17 protein-coding genes and 2 rRNA genes are annotated in these 23,380 nt (G+C 70.3%); 11 read left to right on the top strand and 8 right to left on the bottom strand.

Annotated features, from left to right (window positions below; translation table 11 throughout):
• Nucleotides 1-34 precede the first annotated feature (34 nt).
• The 6 genes from AAFX79_06055 to AAFX79_06030 form a co-directional block, all read right to left on the bottom strand.
• On the bottom strand, nt 35-928 hold the full coding sequence (locus AAFX79_06055) for a hypothetical protein (protein MEO1008108.1): 894 nt from the start codon (nt 926-928) through the stop codon (nt 35-37).
• Nucleotides 929-1,170: 242 nt separating this feature from the next.
• Complete coding sequence (gene greA, locus AAFX79_06050) at nt 1,171-2,559, bottom strand: transcription elongation factor GreA (protein ID MEO1008107.1); 1,389 nt, start codon at nt 2,557-2,559, stop codon at nt 1,171-1,173.
• A complete protein-coding gene (locus AAFX79_06045) occupies nt 2,556-3,560 on the bottom strand; it encodes a hypothetical protein (protein ID MEO1008106.1) in 1,005 nt (334 codons plus the stop codon). Before AAFX79_06045 ends, greA begins: the two co-directional genes overlap by 4 nt.
• Nucleotides 3,561-3,572: 12 nt before the next feature.
• Nucleotides 3,573-4,523: a D-alanine--D-alanine ligase gene (locus tag AAFX79_06040; GenBank protein MEO1008105.1), complete on the bottom strand. Its 951-nt coding sequence runs from the start codon at nt 4,521-4,523 to the stop codon at nt 3,573-3,575.
• Entirely contained in the window at nt 4,520-5,431 is a 912-nt protein-coding gene (gene murB / locus AAFX79_06035) for a UDP-N-acetylmuramate dehydrogenase (GenBank protein ID MEO1008104.1), read from the bottom strand. The genes AAFX79_06040 and murB overlap by 4 nt, the downstream gene beginning before the upstream one ends.
• Entirely contained in the window at nt 5,424-6,953 is a 1,530-nt protein-coding gene (locus tag AAFX79_06030; GenBank protein MEO1008103.1) for a Mur ligase domain-containing protein, read from the bottom strand. Before AAFX79_06030 ends, murB begins: the two co-directional genes overlap by 8 nt.
• A gap of 103 nt (nt 6,954-7,056) precedes the next feature.
• Here AAFX79_06030 and AAFX79_06025 point away from each other — a divergent pair, with 103 nt between their 5' ends.
• From AAFX79_06025 to AAFX79_06015, 3 genes are all read left to right on the top strand, one after another.
• Complete coding sequence (locus tag AAFX79_06025) at nt 7,057-8,160, top strand: SDR family NAD(P)-dependent oxidoreductase (protein ID MEO1008102.1); 1,104 nt, start codon at nt 7,057-7,059, stop codon at nt 8,158-8,160.
• A 1-nt stretch (nt 8,161) separates the two neighbouring features.
• Nucleotides 8,162-8,365, top strand: coding sequence for a hypothetical protein (locus AAFX79_06020; protein MEO1008101.1), 204 nt, complete (start codon nt 8,162-8,164; stop codon nt 8,363-8,365).
• Between the two features lie 164 nt (nt 8,366-8,529).
• Nucleotides 8,530-9,213, top strand: a complete 684-nt coding sequence (locus AAFX79_06015) for a uracil-DNA glycosylase (protein MEO1008100.1) — start codon at nt 8,530-8,532, stop codon at nt 9,211-9,213.
• A 191-nt stretch (nt 9,214-9,404) separates the two neighbouring features.
• Here the strand turns inward: AAFX79_06015 and AAFX79_06010 are convergent, their stop codons facing one another.
• The gene (locus tag AAFX79_06010) at nt 9,405-9,797 is read right to left on the bottom strand and encodes a hypothetical protein (GenBank protein ID MEO1008099.1); all 393 of its coding nucleotides are present in this window, start codon (nt 9,795-9,797) and stop codon (nt 9,405-9,407) included.
• Between the two features lie 44 nt (nt 9,798-9,841).
• Entirely contained in the window at nt 9,842-10,162 is a 321-nt protein-coding gene (locus AAFX79_06005) for a hypothetical protein (protein ID MEO1008098.1), read from the bottom strand.
• 159 nt (nt 10,163-10,321) lie between these two features.
• Between AAFX79_06005 and amrB the strand changes: the two genes are divergently transcribed.
• The 8 genes from amrB (at nt 10,322) to AAFX79_05965 (ending at nt 23,355) form a co-directional block, all read left to right on the top strand.
• Entirely contained in the window at nt 10,322-11,674 is a 1,353-nt protein-coding gene (amrB, locus tag AAFX79_06000) for an AmmeMemoRadiSam system protein B (GenBank protein ID MEO1008097.1), read from the top strand.
• A gap of 276 nt (nt 11,675-11,950) precedes the next feature.
• Nucleotides 11,951-14,005 (top strand): type IV pilus assembly protein PilM, encoded by a 2,055-nt coding sequence (gene pilM / locus AAFX79_05995; GenBank protein ID MEO1008096.1) that lies wholly within the window; start codon nt 11,951-11,953, stop codon nt 14,003-14,005.
• A complete protein-coding gene (locus tag AAFX79_05990) occupies nt 14,002-15,369 on the top strand; it encodes a hypothetical protein (protein ID MEO1008095.1) in 1,368 nt (455 codons plus the stop codon). The genes pilM and AAFX79_05990 overlap by 4 nt, the downstream gene beginning before the upstream one ends.
• A 19-nt stretch (nt 15,370-15,388) precedes the next feature.
• On the top strand, nt 15,389-17,461 hold the full coding sequence (locus tag AAFX79_05985) for a hypothetical protein (GenBank protein ID MEO1008094.1): 2,073 nt from the start codon (nt 15,389-15,391) through the stop codon (nt 17,459-17,461).
• Between the two features lie 448 nt (nt 17,462-17,909).
• A 23S ribosomal RNA gene (locus AAFX79_05980) occupies nt 17,910-20,639 on the top strand.
• A 214-nt stretch (nt 20,640-20,853) separates the two neighbouring features.
• A 5S ribosomal RNA gene (gene rrf, locus AAFX79_05975) occupies nt 20,854-20,960 on the top strand.
• Nucleotides 20,961-21,064: 104 nt separating this feature from the next.
• Nucleotides 21,065-22,114, top strand: a complete 1,050-nt coding sequence (gene thiE, locus AAFX79_05970; protein MEO1008093.1) for a thiamine phosphate synthase — start codon at nt 21,065-21,067, stop codon at nt 22,112-22,114.
• Between the two features lie 8 nt (nt 22,115-22,122).
• A complete protein-coding gene (locus AAFX79_05965) occupies nt 22,123-23,355 on the top strand; it encodes a pitrilysin family protein (GenBank protein MEO1008092.1) in 1,233 nt (410 codons plus the stop codon).
• Nucleotides 23,356-23,380: the final 25 nt, after the last annotated feature.

The raw sequence follows: 23,380 nt of genomic DNA, 5'->3' as shown, positions 1-23,380 counted from the left end.
CTTTTGGAGCTTCTGGGATTGCAGGCGGCCGTGGTCAGCGGGTGGTCAGCGTGACCGAGCCGTTGGAGCTGCGGAGGTCGACCTCGCCCGAGGCGTCGCCGATGGCCAGCTCCAGCGTACGGCCTCGCGCGATGGTCTTGGTCGAGCCGCCCTCGGGCCGCTGGTAGATGCGGGCGGTGCCGTTGGTGGTGCGGGCGTAGACGCGGCCCGGCAGGGCGTCGCCGATCTCGGCGTTGATGCTGCCGTTGCTGGTCACCGCGCGCAGGGCGCCGTCGCCGAGGTGGGCGTCCTCGACGCGGATGCCGCCGTTCGAGGTCTCTAGGTCGAGCTCGCCGCGGGTGCGCAGGACGGTGATCTTGCCGTTGGAGGTGGTGGCAACGAGCGAGCCCGCGCGATCGACGACGGTGATCGCCCCGTTGGAGCTCCGCAGCACGGCGCCCTCGTCGCCGCCCTCGACCACGATGCTGCCGTTGCTGGTGCGGACGTCCAGCGCGGTCTCTCGCGGTGCGGCGATGCGGAACGAGCACGATTCGTTGCCGAGCTTGCGGCCGTCGGGCCAGAGCGGGCGAACGCGGAGCACGTTGCCGGCCTCGACCGAGGCGAGTATGTCGAACCGCTCGGCGCGGTCGTCGGTGCGGAGGCGGACGGTGGCGTCGATGACGATGGTGCTCGCGTCGTCGTGTTCGACCACGCGGACGCTGCCGTTGGAGTTCTCGACCTTGACCAGGTCGGGCGGCTCGCCGGGGTGCTCGGCCGAGATGCTGAGCTCGTAGTCGGCCTGGTGGTACGAGGCGTGGCCCCAGTGCGAGCCGTGGAACGCGCAGCCGCTGGAGAGGCCGGCCGCGACGCCGCCCGCGGCCACGCCGCCGGCCAGTGCGCCGCACGCCGCGGTCCTGCGGATCGCCGCCAGTGTGCCGGGTGCCGCCATGGGGATCCTCCTTCCGCCGGCGCGGTCCGCGTGCGGGCCCGCGTCGGCATTGCGATACACGAAGAGTACCGCAGGCTTGGGATCCGTCGCGGCCGCATTTCGGCGTCGGGTTGGTCGTCGAGGGCCTTAAGCCGGTCACACCCGCGTCGCGCGGGGTGGCGTAGGTCGGCTCAGGGCCTGCCGGACGCATGCCGGCCCCGCCGCAAGAGCGGGTGTGCGGCCGGATGGCCGCTGCGGAGCGCCTAGAGAATCTCGACGACCTCGAACCGCTTGACGCCGCGGGGGGCGTTAACGCGGACGGTCTCGCCGACGCGGGCCTTCATCAGGGCGTTGCCCATGGGGCTGGCGACGGTGACCTCGTCGTAGTCGTCGGGCGGATCGTCCGAGAACTCGCCGACGAGCTTGACCATCTCGTCCACGTCGTTGCCGACCTCGCGGATCTTGACCATGCAGCCCAGGAACACGACCTGGGCGTCCTTGGCGAGGTCGTCGTCGACCACCTGGGCGGTGCCGAGCCGCTCCTCGATGCGGCGGATCTCGGCCTCCTCGAGGCCCTGGAGTTCCCGGGTGCTGTGGTACTCGGCGTTCTCCTTGAGGTCGCCGAGGGCGCGGGCCTCGGCGATGCGGGCGGAGATCTTGGGCCGGTTCGCGATGAGGTCGGCCAGCCGCTGCTGGAGCTTGGCCTTCTCTTCGGGCGTGATGATGTCCATGGGGGAGTGCTCCTCCGTGCGAGGGCCCGCCTGAGCGTGGTCGTCCGTGCCCGGGACCGAAGGAGATGCTAGTTGGTCCGCCGGTGAGCGACCACTTGGGCCCTCGCCCCCGGGGCGTGCGCCCTCAGGGCCCTCACCGCGAGCGGGAGGGCTGGCGATCTCCAGCAGGCAGACGCCGAGCCAGGCCACGACCGCGGCGGCTCCCAGGGCGGCGAGGGCGGCCCAGCGGCCGTCGACCACCGACGACGCAGCAGGGCCGACGTCGCGCTCGCGGGCGAGATCGACGACGGCGGAGACCGGCGAGAGCATGGCCGCCCAGGCCGGCCCGGTCGCCAGGGCGAGCAGCGGCAGCAGGGCCAGGGCGATGACGGCGGCCATGGCGAGCGAGCGCGTCGCCGCCGATGGCCCGTCCACGCCGGCGAAGACGCTCCGCGGAGCGCCATCGCGGGGGGCGGGCGAGGGTCCGCGCAGCACGGCGGCCAGCAGCGCGCCGAGGAGCAGCGGCCAGGCGAGCAGCGCCGCGGACATCGCGGCGATCAGGTCGAGTGCCCAGCCCGATCGCGCCGCGGCCTGCGCCCAGAGCACCGCCTGCACCGGCAGCACGAGCACGACGAGGTCCTTGGCGATGGCCCGCCACGATCGGCCGCTCGCGGGCACCTGCTGGCTCAGGCGGACCATGGGCCACAGCACGGCCACGCCCAGCGCCACGCAGACGAGCATGATGCGGGCCGCGTGCTGGTAGACCGACTTGTCCAGCAGCGTCCATGGCCCGCGGGTGAGCGCCACGCCCAGGGTCGAGAGGCCCGCGGCGAGCAGGTAGACCGCCCACAGGAACGCGAACATTCGGGGCTCGGCGCGGCGGTGCGCCCAGCGGTCGTGCGCGGGCGAGCCGCGGACGGCCTGCTCGTCAGTGGCGGTCATGGCGCGCCGGGGTCGCCCTCGAGCACGACCGGGCCCGACAGCATGATCTCGGTGCGGGCCTCGCCGCCGTCGATGTAGCCGGTGGCCTGCACCAGACTTCGGAGATTGGCGAGCTTGCGGGCGTCGTCGACCTCGCCCTGGAAGACGCCCGCCTCCTCGGGTGCACCCCAGACCACGCGGCCACCCCGCCTGGACACCAGCAGCATCCGGCGGCCGCGCGCGTACTCGGCCAGGTCGACGGCTGCGACCTGCTCGAAGAACTCCTCGTCGGCCAGCAGTTCGAGCAGGCCCAGGGCGTCGGCGACGTCCCGGCCCGGCCATGTGGTGCCGGCGGCGCCGGTGGCGGTGGGCGTATCCTGGGGCACGAGGATCACGGGCCAACCCGCGAGAGACTCGGGGGGGCCGGCCAGCGGCAGCACCCGGGCCTCGCGGTCGATGGCGGTATCTCGGATCGCGCCGCGGGTGCCGTCGAGCGTGCGGGGGACCCAGCGGACCACGGCCGCGGGGCGTCGCCAGGCCATTTCGACGATGACGTCGCTGCGCGGGCGGGCTTCCGCGTCGGCGGCGGCTTCCAGCCGCCCGCGGCGGACGCGGGGCGGCGTTGCGGCCCAGCCGGTATCGACCAGCACGTCGTGGATCGCCTTGAGAGGCGCTGCGCTGAGCGCCTCGCGGCTCGGGCTGGCGGCATCCGTGGCCGTCTCGGCGTAGGCGTCGCTGGCCAGCCGGCGGATGCGCTCGGCCTCGTCCCGCGGCATCCAGCGTGGCGGGTAGAGGTGCAGCGCGAGGGTGGGCTGGCGGGTCCCCAGGATGCCCGCCGCGTGGTCGCGGAGCGCGGGCATGCCCAGGCCGCCCGCGAGCACGACGCCGGTCGCGATGAGCACGCTGGCCACCAGCACCGCGATGCGCCGGGCGGGCCACGCCGTCGGCGTCTCGGCGGCCCGCGACGAGCCGCGTTTCTTGGTGGCCTTCTTGGATCCGCGTTTGGTGCTCGATCGTGCCATGTCTCGTCCAGCCTACGCGGATCGTCCCGCGGCGTCGGGCGTGTGCGCGAGGGCCCGCTCCACGAGCAGGCCGCAGATGGCGGGCATGTCCAGCCCGTCGTGGGCGGCGGCCATGGGCAGCAGCGAGTGGGCGGTGAATCCCGGCATGGTGTTGGCTTCGAGGAATTGGCCCCGCCCGTTGCCATCAAGGATGAAGTCCACGCGGCAGATCGCGCCGCAGCCCAGCGCGTCCGCCAGCGCCAGGCTCTGCTGCTGCAGCGTCTCGGTCACCCCCGGCGGCAGCCCCGGTGCGACGGCGTAGGTCGTGTCGTCCCGCTCGTACTTGGCGGCGAAGTCGTACACCCCTGCGCTCGGTGCGATCTCGATCAGAGGCAGCGCACGGCCCGCCAGGACGCCGACCGTCAGCTCGCGCCCCTGCGTGAACCGCTCGGCCATGAAGCAGGCGGTCTCGCGCCGCGCGATGGACGCGCGGGCCTCGGGCAGCGCGGCGTGCCAGTCTTCGGCGGACCGGCAGATGTGCAGCCCGACGCTCGAGCCCTCGTGCACGGGCTTGAGCACCAGCGGCGGATCGAGGGGCGGCGCGTCGTCGGTGGGGTGGAACACCGCTGCCGGCGGCGTCGGGATGCCCAGGGTGATGGCCACCTGCTTGGCGAACATCTTGTCGATGGCGGCCCGCGCGGCGCGGGAGCCGCAGCCGACGAAGGGCCGCCCGTCACCCTCGAGCAGCCGCTGCAGCCGCCCGCCCTCGCCCCATGGACCGTGCAGCACCGGGAAGATCACCTCGCCGGGGAGGGCGGCGAGATCCGCCTGCGTGAGCGCACCCACGACCTCTCGGTGTACCTCGAAGCCGCCGTGCTGTGCGAGCGCGTCGGCGACGGCCCGGCTGCTCTCCAGGCTGACGGCGTGCTCGGCGTCGGGCCCGCCGCCCAGCACCAGCACCCGTGTTCTCGGTTCGGGCGTCACGGCGTCCCCCAGATCTTGATCTCGGGCTCGAGCCGCACGCCGAAGCACTCGTGGACCCGCCGCTGCACGTCATGGATGAGTTCGAGCACGTCGGCGGCCCGGGCCGAGCGAGCGTCGACGACGAAGAAGTTGGCGTGCCGATCGCTCACGGCCGCGCCGCCGCGGCGCAGGCCCTTGCATCCGGCGCGATCGATGAGCAGCCCCGCGCTCGTGCGCTGCCCGGGCGAGGCCACGCCGTCGATGCCGCCGTCGACCACCGGGTTCTTGAACACGCAGCCCGCGCTGCGGGAGGCCAGCGGCTGGCTGGTCCGCTTGGATTCCATGACGCGCTTCAGGTCGGTGCGGACGGCCGCCGGGTCGTCCGATTCGAGCGCGAACTCGGCCGCGAGCACGATGGCATCGCCCAGGCCGCCGTCGCGGTAGGTGGCGCCGAGCTGCGCGGGATCGAGGTCGACGACGGCCCCATCGCGCCGCATGGCGGTGATGCGGCGGAGGTGGTCGAACGTGCTGCCGTGCGCGCCGCCGGCGTTCATGGCGATGGCGCCGCCGATGCTGGCGGGCACGCCGGCGAGGGTCTCGAGCCCGCGCAGGCCGGCGCGGGCCGTCACGATCTGGGTCCGCTGGAGGTCCGCGGCCGCGCCGACTCGGAGAGCGCCGGCGTCGCGATCGATCTCGATGCCGGCCAGCTCGGGCCCGGCCAGCCGCAGGACCAGCTGCGGCACGCCGCCGTCGAGCACCAGCAGGTTGGCGCCGCGGCCCAGCACCAGGGCGTTGGCATCGAGTTCCAGGCAGGCCCGCAGGTCGGCGGCCGAATGCACGTCGGCGTAGCGGTCCGCACCACCGCCGATGCGGAACCACGTGGGGATGCGGGCGATGGGCCCGATGGCGACGCCGGCGAGGTCAGGCATGGGCGACCGCCGGCCGGGTTGCGTCCCGCGGCGCTCCGTTGGCCATGAAGTCGCGGGCGACCTGCCACACCGGACCGGCGCCCATGACGACGACGACGTCGCCAGGTCGGCATGCGCGGTCCAGGTGCGCGACCACGTTCGCGAACGGATGCACGTGCACCGCGTCCACGCCCTGCGCCTGCACACGATTGACCAAGTCCTGGGCGCCGACCGAGCGCCGGTCGGCCTCGGTCTCGCGAACGCGGTAGATCTCGGGCACGACGACGTGGTCGGCGGCGGAGAACGAGGCCGCAAAGCCGTCGAGCAGGAACCGCGTCCGCGTGTGCTGGTGGGGCTGGAAGACCGCGATCAGCCGCCCGCCGCGGGCCTCGGGCCGTTCGGCACGGCGGATGGCCCGCAGCGTGGCGTCGACCTCGGTGGGGTGATGGCCGTAGTCGTCGTAGACGCGGACCGCGCCGCCGGCGACCGGGCGCTCGCCGAGCAACTGGCAGCGTCGGTCGACGCCTCGGAAGGCCCCGAGCGATTCGGCGACAACCGATGCGTCCGCGCCCGCGGTGCAGGCGGCCGCGAAGGCCATGGCGGCGTTCTCGGCGTTGTGTGGGCCGGGCATCCGCTGCCGCCACGCGGCCTGGGTCCCGCCGTGCCGCACAGAGACGACTCCCGATGGCTCGTCGTAGGTCGCCGTCCAGTCGGCGTGCGGGTTGCAGCCGACCGTCTCGACCCGGGCCGAGGTTGCTGCAGACACCGTCAAGCGGTGGGGGTCGTTGTGGCCCATGAGCAGCACGCCGCCGTCGGCGGCGGGCGGCAGCAACGCCGCGAAGCGCGCAAAGGCGTCGACGACCGCGCCGAGCGATCCGTACTGGTCGAGGTGGTCGGCCTCTATGCCGCCGATGCAGCCGATCGTCGGCCGCAGGTCCAGGAAGGAGCGGTTGAATTCGCACGCCTCGGCGACGAGCAGGCCCGGGCGGCCGGCGAGCGGGCCCCGGGGGACCACCGGCGCTCCGAGGCGGGAGCCGACCGGACCTTCGTCCGCGGCGAGCGCGCCGCTGGTGAGCTGCCGGCTGGTGGCGCCGACGATGGCGGTGGGATCGAGGCCCGCGTCGACGAGGGCTGCGCCCAGCATGGCGGCGGTGGTGCTCTTGCCGTGGGTGCCGGCGATGGCGATCCCCGTGTGGCGGTCCATCAGTCCACCGAGCGCGGCCGAGTAGCCCAGCACGGGCACGCCCGAGGCGTCGGCCCGGGTGCGGACGGGGTGGTCGGCCGGGATCGCGGCCGAGGCGATGACCAGATCGGTGCCGCCCGGGAGCGCCGCGTCGTCCCCGATGGCCAGCCGTAGCCCGTCCGCGGCCAGAGCGTCGGTGATGGGCGTGGCGGTGGCGTCGCAGCCGTGGACCTCCGCGCCACGGGCCGCCAGCACGCGGGCGATGGCCGACATGCCCGCACCGCCGATGCCGACGAGGAAGACACGCGAGGCGCGGCCGATCAGCGAGGCGGGGGTGCGGTCGGGGGGCGGCTGGCTCACGGAGTAGCGTATCGGTAGCCGCGGCGATCCACCGTGAGCGTGGCCGATCCGGCGCGGAGCCACGGCGCGGGGCGTGCGCTCCGGCGGCGACTACCATCCCGCCGTGCTCCGCTTCCCGGCCGAGATGATCGAGGGCGTTCGTGCGACGTTCGAGCGTCGCCGCGTGGTGGTCACGGGCGGCGCGGGTTTCATCGGTGGCCACCTGGTCGATGCGCTGGTGTCGCTGGGCGCTCGGGTGCGGGTCATCGATGACCTCTCGAATTCGTCCGCCGCCGCCCTGGCCGACCTGGCGGACCTGGAGCCCGAGCGTGTCGCGGTGGTGCACGGATCGATCCTGGACCGCGATGCCCTCGCGGACGCCTTCGCCTTCGAGCCGGCGGACCCGGGCAACGGCGCGAGCCGGCCCGTGCTGGTCTTCCATCTCGCGGCCGTGGGATCGGTGCCGCTGTCGATCGAGCAGCCCGCCCGCGCGTGGGACGTCAACGCCACGGGCACGATGCGGGTGCTCGAGGCGCTGCGGGCGGCCGGCGGCGGGCGGATCGTGTTCTCGAGCTCGAGTTCGATCTACGGGCAGGGCGACCCGGCGAACGGCGGCGATCGCTCGCCCTGCGACGAATCCCAGCCGCCGCGTCCGCTCTCGCCCTATGCCGCCTCCAAGCTGGCGGCCGAGCACCTGGTGGAGACCTGGTCGCGGACCTATGGCATCGACGGGGTGTCCCTTCGGTACTTCAACGTGTTCGGGCCTCGGCAGCGGGCCGATTCGGCCTACGCCGCGGTCATCCCCGCCTTCGCGCGGACGATGCTGGCGGGCGAGGCCCCGGTCATCTTCGGCGACGGCGAGCAGACCCGCGACTTCACCTTCGTGGCCAACGTCGTGGCGGCAAACCTGCTGGCCGGTGCGGCGTCTGGGCCACCAGCGGGCGCGCTGGCGAACATCGGCACCGGCACCGCTACGTCGCTCAACGAGCTTGCCGGCGTCCTGAAGGGCCTCGTCGGCGGCGATGCTCCCCACCCGCGGCACGCCGATCCGCGGCACGGCGAGGTGCGGCACTCCCTGGCTCGCATCGATCGCGCCGCGGACCTGCTCGGCTACCGGCCGTTCGTGGACCTCGACGCGGGGCTGGCCGAGACCGTCGGCTGGCATCGCGCCATCGTCGAGGCCGGGGCCGATCGCTCGGGGCTGCACCCCGGCGGCGCGGACCGCTAGCGTGGGTGTGCTCCGCGATCTGCCGCCGGCGGCCCTCGCGGCGTTTCGGCTGCTGATCGGTGCCGGCGCCAAGCTGCGGGGCGATTACTACGCGTGGCGCTGGCACACGGCGTTCGGCCGGGGCGTGCCGGAGTCCAAGCGCGAGATGTTGCGGGGCATGATCGCCTACCTGGCGTGGTCGCAGCGGATCCGCAGCGGTCGGTAGCGTCGCCGCATCGGGCTGCTTGCGCGCTCGATCGCCTACAACCCACCGTGGGCGATGCGCACGGACGCGATCTCGGGGATCTCCGCCGGCTCGCCGCGCAGGACGCGCGGGCATGGGGCGGCGTTGGCGTGCCGTGGTTGGTGATCGCTCCGGAGGCTCCAGCCATGCCGCAGCGTCGCGCTCCCGAGACGACCGCTCCCCCCGCACGAGTCGTGGAGGTCGAGCCTCCCGCGGGGACCGAGGGCGCTCGGGGCGCCCGGGCTCTCGAGGCCATCCGCGCCGACTACGAGGCCCAGAAGCCCCACGAGCGTTTCGGCACCCCGCACTCGACCATCGTGTTCGGCGAGGGCGATCCGGACGCCAGGATCATGTTCGTGGGCGAGGCGCCGGGCGCGGACGAGGATCGGCTGGGCCGGCCCTTCGTCGGGCGGGCGGGGCAGAAGCTCGACCAGATGATCTCGGCGATGGGGCTGGAGCGGCCGGCGGTGTACATCGCCAACGTGCTGAAGGTCCGCCCGCCCAACAACGCGACGCCGACGCTCGAGGAGGCCGAGGCGAGTGCGCCGTTCCTGTACCGCCAGATCGACGCGATCCGGCCCGAGGCGATCGTGGCATTGGGGTTACCCAGCGCCCGCCTGCTCACGGGCCAGCAGTCCGCGATGCGGGACCTTCGGGGGCAGTGGTGGCCCATGACCACGCCCGGGGGCACCGAGACGGCCGTCCTGCCCACCTACCACCCGGCGTACCTGCTGCGGAACTACACGCCGGACACCCGCAGGAAGGTCTGGGAGGACCTCAAGTGCGTGCTGGAGCGGCTGGATCTGCCCGTCCCGAGCAGCCGCGGGTAGCGGCCGCGGCAGCCAGAAAATTGCGGCGGTCGGCAACCGGCCTTGGGTGGCTGCGAATCGGATGACGCTTCGATACACAGACCCCCACGAGACCCGGTGTTCCGCTCAGACGAGCAGAGCACCGGGTTTTTTCGTCGCCTCTTGTATACAGGTGTGGGTGCGGGCCGCCTGCGGGTTGGGGGAGCGGCGCGTCAGCCCGGGTCGTCGGACGATTCGGTCTCGGCGGGCGGCTGCTCGAAGGCGAACGTGGTGTCCGCGGGCAGTTCCTCGATCATGGTGACCTCGAGCGACGTCGAGGGCCCCCACGTGACCTCGAAGCGGAACCGCACGGGGTCGCCGACCTCGATGGCCGACAGATCGATGCCTTCGTCGACGCTCGGAAAGCCCATGTCGTGCGAGTTCATGCCGACGACCGACCCGTCTTGGCCCACAAAGCTCGGAATGTCCTCGTGCCAGATGCGAAGGGTGTTGGCGGGGCCGCCGCCGGGCAGCATCGTCACGCGGCCCTGGGTCGTGTAGGCGTAGGCCTGGGCCTCTGGGGCGGACTCGGAGCAGCCCGCGTGGATGGCGGCGCACGCGGCCATCGCGAGGCAAACGCCCCTGCTGAGGGATCGTGGCCGGGGCATGCTCAGGCCTTGGACTCGATGGAGAGATAGGGCTCGACCGAGCGCAGGTCGGGGGCGAGATGCGGCACGTAGGTCAGCGTGAAGGTCTCGCCCTGGCGGACGATGCCGCCCTTGCTGGCCTTTTCGCGGGCGTACCAGTCGCGGCCGCCGCGGGTGTAGACCCGCATACTCTGGCGGCGACGCCGCTGGGCCCTTCGGAGGCCCCGCTGGATGCTCGAATCGAGCTTCATCAGACGGCTGATGGTCTTGGCCTTCGCGTCCGAACGCGGCTCGGAGGTGATCGTGCAGGTGACCTGGGTGCCGGTGGCCAGTGAGTCGAGCATCGATCATCGCTCCCTATCTGGATGGCGGGGCCACCCCGACGGCGGTGTTCCGAGCGGGCGTTTCGCAGCGGAGCGGCAATGGTAGCGTCGGGCCCGCGCATGTCCATGCCAGAGGGGCCCCGGGGAGGCGTGCGACGCGGGCTGCGCTTAGGATCCACCATGAGCGATGAAGCCAATCCGCCGCTGCCCGAGTTCGATCCGGCCGCGGAGCATCACACGCACCCTAAGTTGAGGCAGATCAAGGGTTTTCCAGCCGAGATCAAGGGTCAGCCCGCCCTGGGCGTGGCCGACGCGCGGCAGATCAGCCGCAAGGTCGTCTTTACGTCGCCGGCGGCGCAGCACGTGCTGCCGCTGATGGACGGCACGCGGACGATCGACGAGATCGTGGCCCAGGTCGGCCAGGGGCTCGAGCGGCGATCGGTCGAGCTGCTGGTGGCCCAGCTGGACAATGCGGCGCTGCTGCACGGTCCGACCTTCGACACGGTGTGGACGGACTTCACCCGGGCCTTCGACAGCAGCGAGGTGCTGCCGCCGTCGAACACGGCCGACTACGCCGAGGCCCTCGCTCGAAAGTCGCTCGGCGAGGATGCGACCGACGAGCAGATCGCCGAGGGGGCAGCCGACGCCCTTCGGGCCCACTTCGACCAGGTCATCGACGCGGCCCTGAAGGATGCGGAAAACCCGAGCCTGGACGCCCTGCCGCCCGGGCTGGCGGTGCCGGCGATCGACTACACCCGCGGCGCCAACGTCTACGCCGCGGCGTACGGGCGGCTGCGGGTGGTCGACCGGCCGGATCGCGTGCTGATCCTGGGGCCCAACCACTATGGGCGCTCGTCGGGCGTGTGCGGCTGCGACAAGGGCTACCAGAGCCCGCTGGGCCAGTGCCCGGCCGACCGCGAGCTGGCCGATCGGCTGCGGGCGTCCCTGGGCGAGGGGCTCTTCGAGCACCGCTTCGACCACGAGCGGGAGCACTCCATCGAGCTACAGATCCCGTGGATCCAGCACGTCTTCGGCCCCGACGAGCAGGGGGCGTACCCGCGGGTGTTCGCGGCCCTGGTGCACGATGCCGCGGCTAACAACGGCGAGAGCTACGACGGCAACGGCGTGGGCATCCCGGCGTTCGTCGAGGCGGTCCGGGCGGCGCTGGCCGAGCTTGGCGGCCGCACGCTGGTCGTTGCGTCGTCCGATCTGAGCCACGTTGGGAAGATGTTCGGCGACCAGGTCCAGCTGATGGACCAATCCCAGGAGAGCCAGCAGTTCCTCCAGCGGGTCGTGCAGCACGACCGGGAGATGCTGCAACTCCTTGAGCAGGGCAAGCCCGAGGAGATGGTGGCGGCCATGGCGTGGCAGCAGAACCCCACCCGGTGGTCGTCCACGGGCCCATTGGTCGCCGCGATGGGCATCGCCGCGCCCTGCGGCCTGGACGTCTTGCACTACCAGGGCGCGGTCGACCCCAAGGGCCAGATGCTGGTGGGCCTGATGGCCGGGGCGATCCGGGGCGAGGCGGCCTAGGGCCCTCCCGGGGCGGTTCGGTCACGGGGCTGTAACGCGGCGGTGCCGCCCGAAACTGCACGCCTGCAGGCTCGTATGGAGGTCGGCGGCGGCGATGCACCGCTCGGTGCCACGCCGCGGACCGTGCTCGGTGTACGATCGGCACCTCTTCGGATGGGGTCATATAAGCGGACCGCGGCGGCGGATGCGCCGGGTGGATCACGCGATCGAGGATGCGTGGGTGCCGGGGCAGGAAGACAGGGCGAGCCGCCTGGCTCGCAAGTAAGGAATGACGCGATGGCGAACTCGAACGCGTGCTGGGGCATCGAGGTGGGCGCGGGCGGCATCAAGGCCGTCAAGCTGGTGCTGGACGGCGAAGGCGTCCGCGTGGCCGACTTCGCAGTGCAGGCGCACAAGCGGGTGCTATCGACGCCCGAACTGAACGCGGACGACGCGATCCGCATCGCGATGGGCGCGTTCGTGAACCAGTACGACCTGGGCAAGGCCCGGGTGGCGGTGTCGGTGCCCGGGCACGCGGCGTTCGCCCGCTTCGCCAAGCTGCCGCCGGTGGAACCCAAGCAGGTTCCCAAGATCGTGCAATTCGAGGCCGAGCAGCAGATCCCCTTCTCGCTGGACGAGGTCGAGTGGGACTTCCAGACGTTCCGCTCGCCGGAGTCGCCCGACGTGGAGGTGGGCATCTTCGCGGCGACGAAGCAGCGCATCCGCGACCAGCTGCAGCTCTACGACGACTTCGGGCTGGTGCCCGACATCGTGACGCTCAGTCCGCTCGCCGCGTACAACGCGATGGCGTACGACTGGGTGTTCGACGAGCGGACGGCGGGCACGGTGATCGTGGATGTCGGGACGACCTCGACGGACATCATCATCGCCGAGGCCGGCCGCGTCTGGGTGCGGACCTTCCCGCTGGGCGGGCACAACTTCACGCAGGCGATCGTCGACCAGTTCTCGGTCAGCTACTCGAAGGCCGAGGTCATCAAGCGGGACGTGCAGAAGAGCAAGAGCGCGCGGCACGTGCTGCAGGCGATGCGTCCGGTGTTCGCCGACCTGGGCCAGGAGATCCAGCGGTCGATCGGCTACTACCAGTCGCTGCACAGCGATTCGGATCTGCAGCGCGTCGTGGGCGTGGGCGCGACGTTCAAGCTGCCGGGCATCCGCAAGTCGCTCCAGCAGCAGCTGCAGCTCAGCGTGCTGCCGGTCGAGGAATTCAAGCGGGCGAAGATCGACGGGCCGCAGGCGGCGACGCTCGGCGAGTCGGCCAGCCAGCTGATGACCGCGTACGGCCTTGCGCTCCAGGGTCTGGACTTCGCGACCCTCGAGGCCAACCTGATGCCCGCGGCCATCGTGCGCGAGGCCGTGTGGCGCCGCAAGACGCCATGGTTCGCGGCGGCGGCGGGCATCGCGGTGGTCGCGGGCGGGGCGATGTTCATCCGGCCGTTCCTGGATCGCGCCGCGGTAGATGCGTACCCCGAGCCGCCGATCATCCGGCAGGTGCTCAACATCGGCGAGGGGCTGAAGCGCGAGGCGTCGGACGTGACGGGTTCGCAGGCGATCGACCGCACCGCGTCGAACCTCGTTGCGCTGGCCGAGGGGCGGGACATCTTCCCGCACCTCGTCGACGACCTCAGCCTGATGCTCGAGTACGCCGAGGAGCTCAACCGCGAGGATGGCCCCAACCAGGTCGACTCGCCGGTGATCCAGATCGAGGCGGTGGCGACCGAGTACGTGCCTCCGCCGCAGCCCGATCCGACGCGATTCGACGAGCCCCAGGGGCCGAGCGTGCCGCAGATCCGCGTGGTGGTGCGGGCATTTACGGATCGCCCGGACGCGGCCGAGTCGTTCATCGTCAGCTCGATCGACAGCTGGCTGCGGCAGAACGAGGGCATCCGCGAGGGCGTGCCCTACAAGATCGTGGTGGACGGCTCGACGTGGGTCGCCCGCCGGCAGGTCACCGGCGCCCAGATGCGGGGCGCGGGGGGCGGCGGTGAGCTTGAACCCCCGTCGGGCGGGAGCGAAATCGAGCCACCGTCGCGGGAGCGCGGGCGTCAGGCGAGCCCTCCCGGCCGACGGGCGCAGCAGACGCCGGGCCGTCCGGGGCGCGCGGCGCCGCCGAGGCAGGTGACCGGGTCCGGCGGCACGGTCGGGTCGGGCGGGCCACGTGCCGGCCGACCGGGGCAGGGATTGGGGGCGCCGGGTTCGACCGACCTGGCGAACCGCTATCCGATCCCCAGGCCCGAGCCCACGCTGCCCGACGACGCGACGAGGCTCTACTTCGAGGCGACGTGGACGCTACATCTGCTCGACGAGGACGAGCGGCGGGGGGGTGGCTCGTGAGCAACGCGATGACCCTGGTCAAGAAGCGGTGGCCGCTGGGCGTCAGCGTGCTGGTCATCCTGGTGGTGCTGCCCGCGGCGTGGTTCGTCAGCGGCGGCATGAACCAGCAGATCCGCGAGAGCCAGCGGAGCGAGGGCGAGCGGCTGCTGCAGCAACTCAAGGGCCTCACCGTGAGCTACAGCCTCCCGGCGCCCTTCGAGGGGCTCGAGGAGATCCGCGAGTCGGGCGTGCTGCCGCACGAGAAGCGGACGAGCTTCTTCCGCGAGCAGCTCGAGCTGCAGGACGCCCGCATCGAGGAGGCGGTCGCCACCATCGCGGACTTCAACCAGAAGGGTCGAGGTCCGCTGGTGGAGGGGCTCTTCCCCAAGGAGCCGGCCGACGGCACCCAGGCCCAGCTGCTCCGGCTGCAGATGCAAAAGCTGCTGGTGCCCGATGACGATCCGGGCACGCAAGCGGCGTACGAGGCGCTGGTTGCGAGCCTGAACGCGACGACGCCGCCCGAGCCGCAGATGGTCCTCGAGCGGCTGCGCGACGAGGAGCAGCGGCTGCTGGAGCGTGAGCAGGCCAAGAGCGGCCGCAGCGAGCTGACAGCCGAGGAAGCCGACGCGCTCCAGGACGAGCTCAAGGAGCAGCGGCTGAACCTGTACGCACGGCGCGCCCAGGACCACTCGATCTACATGTCGCTGGACGTGTTCTCGGGCGAGCTGCCGACGTCGGCTGGCCTGTCCTTCCCGCGGCAGGCGCTGGCGCGGCCGCCGCTGCACGCCACTACGTGGTTCTGGCAGTACGACTACTGGCTGGCGGAGGACGTCGTCGGCTTCCTGCGTCTGGCGAATACACGCAATGGCGAGCTGCTGCCGATCGTCGAGGCGCCCATCAAGCGGGTGGTGTCGCTGTCGGCCCCGCCGTTCGACGTCACGCGCACGACGATGCAGGACGGCGTCGAGGTTGCCGGCGACGTCGGGCCAAGCCCGCGGACCGGCGTCTTCGAGCCGCGGTACGTCGTGTCGCCCTCGGGGCGCGATCCCGGCTGGTCGAACCAGCTCTACGACATCCGGCCGGTGCGGATGTCGCTCGTCGTGGATTCGCGGCGGATCCCCGAGATCCTGGATGCGACCGCGCAGCAGAATCTGATCACCGTCACGGACCTGGACGTCGGCCCGGTGGACGCGTGGGAGCACGTGGAGCAGGGCTACTTCTACGGCCCGGCGCACGTGGTGCAGCTCGATCTGCAGCTGGAGTTCATCTACCTGCGATCGTGGACGGCACCGCTGATGCCCGACGTGATCCGCACGAATCTTGGAATGGAACCGCACCCCGAGGAGGAGCCCGAGGATTCGGGCGACGGGGACGGCCCACGATGATCGCCGCGAGGAGCATGCGATGAAGCTCAAGGGTGTGAATTTCTTCGAGGCGCACGTCGAGAAGATCCTGCTGGGCGCGATGGTCGCCGTCGCCGCGGGCGTCGTAGCGATGCAGTTCGTGATCGAGCCCAACACGGTCCAGATCGAGAACCGTGAGTATCGGCCGCAGGAGGTCTTCGAGCCCGCCAAGGAGCTGGCCGAACGCAGCGAGGGCCGGATGACCCAGCCCGACGTGGAGCTGCCCGATGCGCAGGGTCGCATGGACGTGCTCGACGGCATCGAGGCCCGCGTGACCGGCGGCGTGGCGGTGCGGCCGACGATCGCGGCGCTTGGCGAGGTGACCGCCATCGAGGTCAGCGGGCAGGCCGCCGGCGAGGACGTCCGCTACGTGGAGGTCACGCCGCCCGCGCCCAGCCGGCCCATCGCCGAGACCTACGCGGGCACGCTCGACCCGTACGACGTGCTGGCGAGCGAGGAGCTGGCTGCGCTCGTCGGCGACGAGCAGCCGTACGACCTTGCGATGGTCAGCGTGGAGGCGACCTACGACGGCGTGGCGCTCGAGGCCGCCTTCCGCGACGACCCAGACGGCGTGGGCGGCGAGCTGCGTCCGCTGCCGCTCAACTGGTGGGCAAGCGTCGAGGCGTTCGGCCTGCAGCTGGAGCGCCAGGAACTGCAGCCCGACGGCTCGTGGTCCGACATCGTCGTCATCGAGGGCATGCCCGGCGGCACCAACCTCATGGCCGACCTGCGGGCCGAGGTCGCCGACGGCACGCTGACGCGCGAACAGCTCGCGGCCGACGCCCGCGGGGCGTACGAGTTCGCGGCCGACTATCGCCGCCCGCAGCCCTACCGGATGATCGCCGGGGAGGCGTGGGTCGCGCCGACGCAGCTCCGCGAGCGGATGGCGCAGCGTCGGAGCGCGACCGATGAGGTGCAGCGGTTGTCGCGCGAGAACGCCACGCTCAAGCGTCGGATCGAGAACTTCGACGAGCGGATCACCGAGGAGCGGCAGTCGTCCAGCGCCCGGGGCGGCGGCGATCGCCAGGCAGCCGAACCCCGCGGACGCGGCACCCGCCGGCCGCCGCGCGATCCCGGCGACGCCGACGACGAGGATGATCCCGCCGTGCGGCGGCTCGTCGAGCAGAAGGAGCAGCTCGAGGCGCGGCTGGCCGAGAACGAGGAGGAGATCCGCAGGCTGGGATTCGATCCCGAGACGGGCTTGGCCATCGAGCGGATCGCCGAGGAGGAGCCCGACGAGCGGCTGCTCCGCGAGACGGCCGCCCGGATGTGGGCCCACGACGTCACGGCGCGGGCGGGGGCGACCTATCGCTATCGCACGCGGCTGGCGATCAACAACCCCGCCTTCGGCCGCGATTCGGTGCTGATCGACGAGCAGAAGGCGATGGCCGAGTCGCCGATCCTGCTGAGCGAGGCTTCGCCCTGGAGCGACCCGGTGCAGGTGGCGCCGAAGACGGCCTTCTTCGTGGTCAGCGCCAACGACGGCAATGCCGTGGGCCTCGGCCCGAGCGAGCCGTCGGCCACGCTCGAGGCGTTCGTCTTTTATTACGGCTACTACCGGCGGGGCACGGTGACGCTGCGGCCCGGCGAGCTGCTGGCCGGAAGGGCGCGGATGCCCGACGACCTGTCCTTCGTGCTCGTCGACGCCGACGCGGCGGAGGGCGACGACCAGTTCGACGCGAGGGGCGTGGGCGCGTCGGGCTTGCCCGGCCAGCAGGGCGGCGAAGAGGGCGAGCCCGTGCCCGACGAGGTGCCCATCCAGCTCGACGTGCTGCTGGTGGACGTCACCACCGAGGCTGTCCGCGGCGAGGGCCTGGTCGAGCGGACGACGCAGCCCATCGCGTACTTCTCGTTCCTCGACGGGCCGCCCATCGTGCGCAGGCAGGTGGGCTCGGAGCGCCAGGGCAGGCTGTACGCCCGGCTGACGTCGTCGGCCGAAGAGGGCACGCGGCAGGGCCAGCCGCTGGCGGTCGAACTCCCCCCAGACCCGGTCGATCGGGGACGGGATCGCGACCGGGATCGCGATCCGGGTGGCTTCGATCCGAAGGGCGGCGGTGGCGGCGGCGGCGGCTGAGCCCGTAGGGCCTGCGCGTCCGGCCCGAGAGGCCGCGGCGCGACGCGAAATTTGGCGTCGAATTCGCCCCGCTTGATTGACGGTGGCGGGGTTCGGGCTAACATCCCCTCGCTCCGCACGGGTTTCAACTCGGGCAAACAGGCTTGGCCTGGGGGCGACTGGGACGGTCGCGAGGATTCGCTGCCGACCCGCGGCTCTTTGACAACCGGTTCGGATCGAACGCTGTTCTTCTGGAAGTGCGTGCGTGCAACGGGGCCCTCGGGTCCGGTCGGACGCACTCGTGGATGGAAGAACAAGCGGGTAGCAACACAAGATTTCAAGCGAGCGCTAGACCGGATCGCCCGACGCAATGTCGCGCGGTCCGGGCGTGTTCGGCCCTTCGGGGTCGGATGCGTGTAGGTGCGTTTGGTTCGCCAACGCGGTGTCGTTCTCGGCGTCGGGTTGGTGCGATCAAGCGACTAAGGGCGTACGGTGGATGTCTTGGCGTCGAGAGGCGATGAAGGACGTTGGAACCTGCGATAAGCCTGAGGGAGCTGGTAACCGAGCTGTGATCTCAGGATTTCCGAATGGGGAAACCCACTCTGTTTACAGAGTACCGCATGCTGAATGCATAGGCGTGCGGAGCGAACCCAGGGAACTGAAACATCTCAGTACCTGGAGGAAAGGATATCAACAGATACTCCGTTAGTAGCGGCGAGCGAAAGCGGATGAGGCTACGTGAACGCGTTGGAAAGCGCGGCCGAAGAAGGTGAAAGCCCTGTAGCAGGCCGTTTAGCTCTAGAGTAGCGTCGGGCTCGTGGAACCCGGCGTGAACATGGGGGGTCCACCCTCCAAGGCTAAGTACTCCTCGACGACCGATAGTGGATCAGTAAGGTGACTGAATGATGACAAGCACCCCTATGAGGGGAGTGAAATAGCACCTGAAACCGTGCGCTTACAAACTGTCGGAGCCCTTCGGGGTGACGGCGTGCTTTTTGCATAATGAGCTCGGGAGTTAACCTTCGTGGCGAGCCTAAGGCCTATCGGGCCGGAGGCGGAGCGAAAGCGAGTCTGAATAGGGCGCTGAGTCGCGGGGGTTAGACGCGAAACCCGTGTGATCTACCCATGGCCAGGTTGAAGGAGGGGTAAGACCCTCTGGAGGACCGAACCCGTATTCGTTGAAAAGAATTGGGATGAGCTGTGGGGAGGAGTCAAAGTCTAATCAAACCGGGAAATAGCTCGTTCTCTCCGAAATAACTTTAGGGTTAGCCTCAGGTTGCAAGCATTGGGGGTAGAGCTACTGGATGGGTGGCGGGCCCTCGCGGGTACCCCACCCAACCAAACTCCGAATACCAATGCCCAAGGCCTGGGAGATAGACGGCGAGTGACAATATCCGTCGTCAAGAGGAAAACAATCCAGATCGCCGGCTAAGGTCCCAGATCTACGCTCAGTTAGGAAGGAAGTCGGATTGCACTGACAGCCAGGATGTTGGCTTAGAAGCAGCCACCATTTAAAGAGTGCGTAATAGCTCACTGGTCGAGGAGTCCGGCGCCGAGAATGATTGGGGATAAGCGTAGAGCCGAAGCCGCGGACGCGTAAGCGTGGTAGGAGAGCGTTCCTGTCGGCGTTGAAGCCTGCCCGGAAGGGCCGGTGGAGCGTCAGGAAGCGAATATCCGAGCTTGAGTAACGATAAAGCGGGTGAGAATCCCGCTCGCCGCAAGCCCAAGGTTTCCTGGGGAAGGTAAATCCTCCCAGGGTTAGTCGGGACCTAAGGCGAGGCCGAAAGGCGTAGTCGATGGACAGCAGGTTAATATTCCTGCACCCCGGGCATGGTGCGGATTCCGAAAGTTCCCTGCCTTACCAGATTGGTAGGTTCTCCGTTGGGAGCGGAAGGGGTCCCTAGAAAAGCCATGCCATTGACGGGCCCGTACCAAAACCGACACAGGTGGGCGAGGCGAATAGCCTCAGGCGCTCGAGAGAACGGTTGTGAAGGAACTCGGCAAAATGACCCCGTACGTTCGCAAGAAGGGGGCCCTACCCGTAAGGGAGGGCGCAGAGAAAAGGCCCTGGCGACTGTTTACCAAAAACACAGCTCTGTGCGAACTCGCAAGAGGAAGTATACAGAGTGACACTTGCCCAATGCCGGAATGTCACGGAAGCGGGTTAGCTTCGGCGAAGCTCGTGACCTAAGCACCGGTCAATGGCGGCCGTAACTATGACGGTCCTAAGGTAGCGAAGTTCCTTGTCGGGTAAGTTCCGACGCGCATGAATAGTGTAACGACTTGGGCACTGTCTCCACAACCGACTCGGTGAAATAGTAGTGGCGGTGAAGATGCCGCCTACCCGCGGCAAGACGGAAAGACCCCGTGGACCTTCACTGTAGGCTTCTATTGGTCACGAGCGATCACTGCGTAGGATAGGTGGGAGGCTTTGAAGCCGGCGTTTCGGCGCCGGTGGAGCCATTGGTGAAATACCACCCTTTGTTTGTTTGTGGCCTAACCCCGATTCCCATGAACCTGGGCGGGGGACAGTGGGTGCTGGTCAGTTTGACTGGGGCGGTCTCCTCCCAAAGAGTAACGGAGGAGCGCATAAGGTTGGCTCAGCGCGGATGGAAACCGCGCACCGAGTGTAAAGGCACAAGCCAGCTTTACTGCGAGGCCGACGGGCCGAGCAGTCACGAAAGTGGGCCTTAGTGATCCTGCGATCCCGTGTGGAAGGGTCGTAGCTCATCGGATAAAAGGTACCCCGGGGATAACAGGCTGATCGCTCCCGAGCGTCCAAAGCGGCGGAGCGGTTTGGCACCTCGATGTCGGCTCATCGCATCCTGGGGCTGAAGGCGGTCCCAAGGGTTGGGCTGTTCGCCCATTAAAGCGGTACGCGAGCTGGGTTCAGACCGGCGTGAGCCAGGTCGGTCCCTATCTGTCGTGGGCGTTCCAGGCTTGAGAGGAGTCATCCTTAGTACGAGAGGATTAGGATGGACGCACCCCTGGTGATCCAGTTGGGCCGCTAGGCCCATCGCTGGGTAGCTACGTGCGGCAGGGATAACCGCTGAAAGCATCTAAGCGGGAAGCCCCCCTCGAGATGAGGCCTGGTCGCTTTAGCGTGAGACCCCTCGTAGACGACGAGGTTGATAGGTCACAGGTGTAAGGGCCGAGATGCCCTCAGCCGAGTGATACTAACGGTCGAAAGCTTGATCGCACCAACCAGCCGCCGCGAACCATCGCGGCGAGACTCGCCAGAAATCGCGAACCATGATCACGGTCATGTTGATCACGGTCATGTTCGTCGTCGCATGCCCCGCTTCGTGCGGGCCGACGTGCACACGCACGGCGGCCGCACGCGTTCGATCCCGACCGGACCAGAGAGCCGGAGATGACGTAGTCCCATGCGGCGGAAACGCCCCAGCGGGACATTCGGCGACCATAGGTCTGGGGAGACACCTGTTCCCATCCCGAACACAGCAGTTAAGCCCAGGCCGCCGATGATACTGCCTCGCGGGAAAGTAGGTCATCGCCGAGCTTGAGCCCCGAGTGGTAACGCACTCGGGGCTCTCTTTTTGCGCCCTCGGCGCCGCGCCGGGGTTGCGAACGCCGGTTGGCCTGCCCGTCTCACTACCATCTTGCGTGCAGGGCCTTGCGCGCATGCTGGATGCCAACGCGAACCGCGCGTGCGAGGGCCTACGCACCCTCGAGGACGTCGCCCGCTTCTGCCTCGATGACGGGGAGGCGGCCGAGAAGCTCAAGCTGATGCGGCACGAGGCCCGCCAGGCGGCCGCCGCCGGCGGGGTCCGGCTGCTTGCCGCCCGGGATGTGGCGCGCGACGTCGGGGCGACGATCTCCGCCCCGGATGAGTCGGAGCGGCCCGGACTGGCGTCCATTGTGCTGGCGGCCGGCAATCGGGCGGCGGAGGCTCTCCGCGTGTGCGAGGAGGCGGCCAAGGGCCTCGGCATCGCGTCCGCGCCCTTCGAGTCGGCCCGCTACGGGGTCTACGAGTTGCAACGCGAGCTGGCCCTCGCGGTTGGCGGGGGCATGAGCCCGCGGTGGCGGCTGTGCGTGCTGGTGACCGAGGAGGCGTGCCGCCGGCCCTGGGCGGAGGTCGCCGAGGCCGCCTGCGCGGGCGGCGCAACCTGCCTGCAGCTCCGCGAGAAGCACGTGGACGGCCGCGAACTGCTCGGCCGGGCTCGCACGCTCGTCGCGCTGGCGTCGCGGTACGGCGTGGACGTCGTCGTCAACGATCGACCCGACGTGGCGCTGCTGGCGGGCGCGCGGGGGGTTCACCTCGGCCAGGGCGACGCTCCGGCCCGGGACGTACGGCGGCTGGGGGGCGATCGGCTGCTCGTTGGCGTGTCCTGTGCGACGCTGGATCACGCGAGGCGAGCGGTGCTGGACGGCGCGGACTACCTGGGCCTGGGTCCGATGTTCGCGTCGGGCACCAAGGCCAAGCCGACCTTGAGCGGGCCGTCGCTGGTGCGCGATGTCCTGGCCGACCCGCGGGCGGGCGCGGTGCCGCACCTGGCGATCAGCGGCATCGACGGATCGAACATCGCTCAGCTCGTGGCGGTGGGCTGCAAGGGCGTAGCGGTGTGCGCCGCGGTGTGCGGCGCGGAGGATCCGTGCCGCGCCGCCCGGGAGCTGGTCGCCGCGTTCGATGGCGCGAGAGACGCCGACGGCTAGACTCGGCCATGGGCATCGAGTTCAAGCACGAGCGGCTCGCCAGCGGCATCGACGTCATCGCGGAGATCGATCACGACGCGGCCAGTTCGGCCGTCGGTGTCTTCGTGCGGACGGGCGCGCGGGACGAGCCGGCCGAGGTCATGGGCGTCAGCCACTTCCTCGAGCACATGATGTTCAAGGGCCCCGAGGACCTTGCGGCCGAGGCGCTCAACGCCGCCATGGACGACCTGGGCGCAAGCAACAACGCGTACACCACCGCGGAGATGACCAGCTTCTATGCGCACACGCTGCCCGAGGCGCTGCCGGCGGCGACGGACCTCATCGTGCGGATGATGAGCCCGGCGCTGCGCGAAGACGACTTCGAGACCGAGCGGGGCGTGATCCTCGAAGAGATCGCGATGTACGACGACAACCCGTTCTGGGTGCTGCTCGAGGCCGCCACCGAGCGGCACTACCGAGGGCATCCGCTCGGGCACCGCGTGCTGGGCACGACGGACACGGTCGGGTCGATGTCGCCGGCGCAGATGCGCGACTACTTCCGCCGGCGGTACACGGCCGAGGCCAGCACCGTGGCCTTCGCGGGCGATGTCGACTTCGAGGCGATGGTGCAACGGATCGAGGCGTCGACGGCGTCCTGGGCCCGGGGCGCACCGCCGCCGCGTGAGGCCGCGGCGGCGTCGGGCGCGGGTCGCTTCGAGATGGAGCGGGACACGGTGTCGCGGGGCTACCTGCTCGCGGTCATGCCCGCGCCGTCGCTGGCCGACGAGCGGCGGTACGCGGCGCGGCTGATGAGCCAGGTGCTCGGAGCCCCGGGCAACAGCCGGCTGCACTGGACGCTGGTCGAGCCGGGCATCGCCGACGAGGCGACCGCGGCGTACTTCGGCCAGGACGGCGAGGGCCTGCTGGTGGCGTATGCCAGCGGCGATCCAGAGCGGCTGGAGGAGATCGAGCGCGTCGTCACGGCGGAGCTTGCTCGCGCTGCTGCGGAGGCGACCGAGGACGACCTCGCGCGGCTGCGATCCAAGGCCGCCACCGGCGTCACGATCGGCGGGGAGCGTCCGGCCGACCGGATGCAGCGGATCGGCGCGCGCTGGACGGTGCTGGGCGAGTACCGCACGCTGCAGGACGAGCTGGAGCGGGTCCGTGGGGTGTCGCTGGCGGACCTGCGTGCGTTGTCGGAGGCGTATCCGCCGACGCCGGCAACGATCGGCGTCCTTCGGCCTGGTCGCGGTGCGGCGTAGGCGGACAGCTGCGTCGGTTCGATCG

This window comes from Planctomycetota bacterium (assembly GCA_039819165.1).
GTDB lineage: Bacteria > Planctomycetota > Phycisphaerae > Phycisphaerales > UBA1924 > JAHCJI01.
This window is presented reverse-complemented; position numbering and strand designations above follow the sequence as displayed.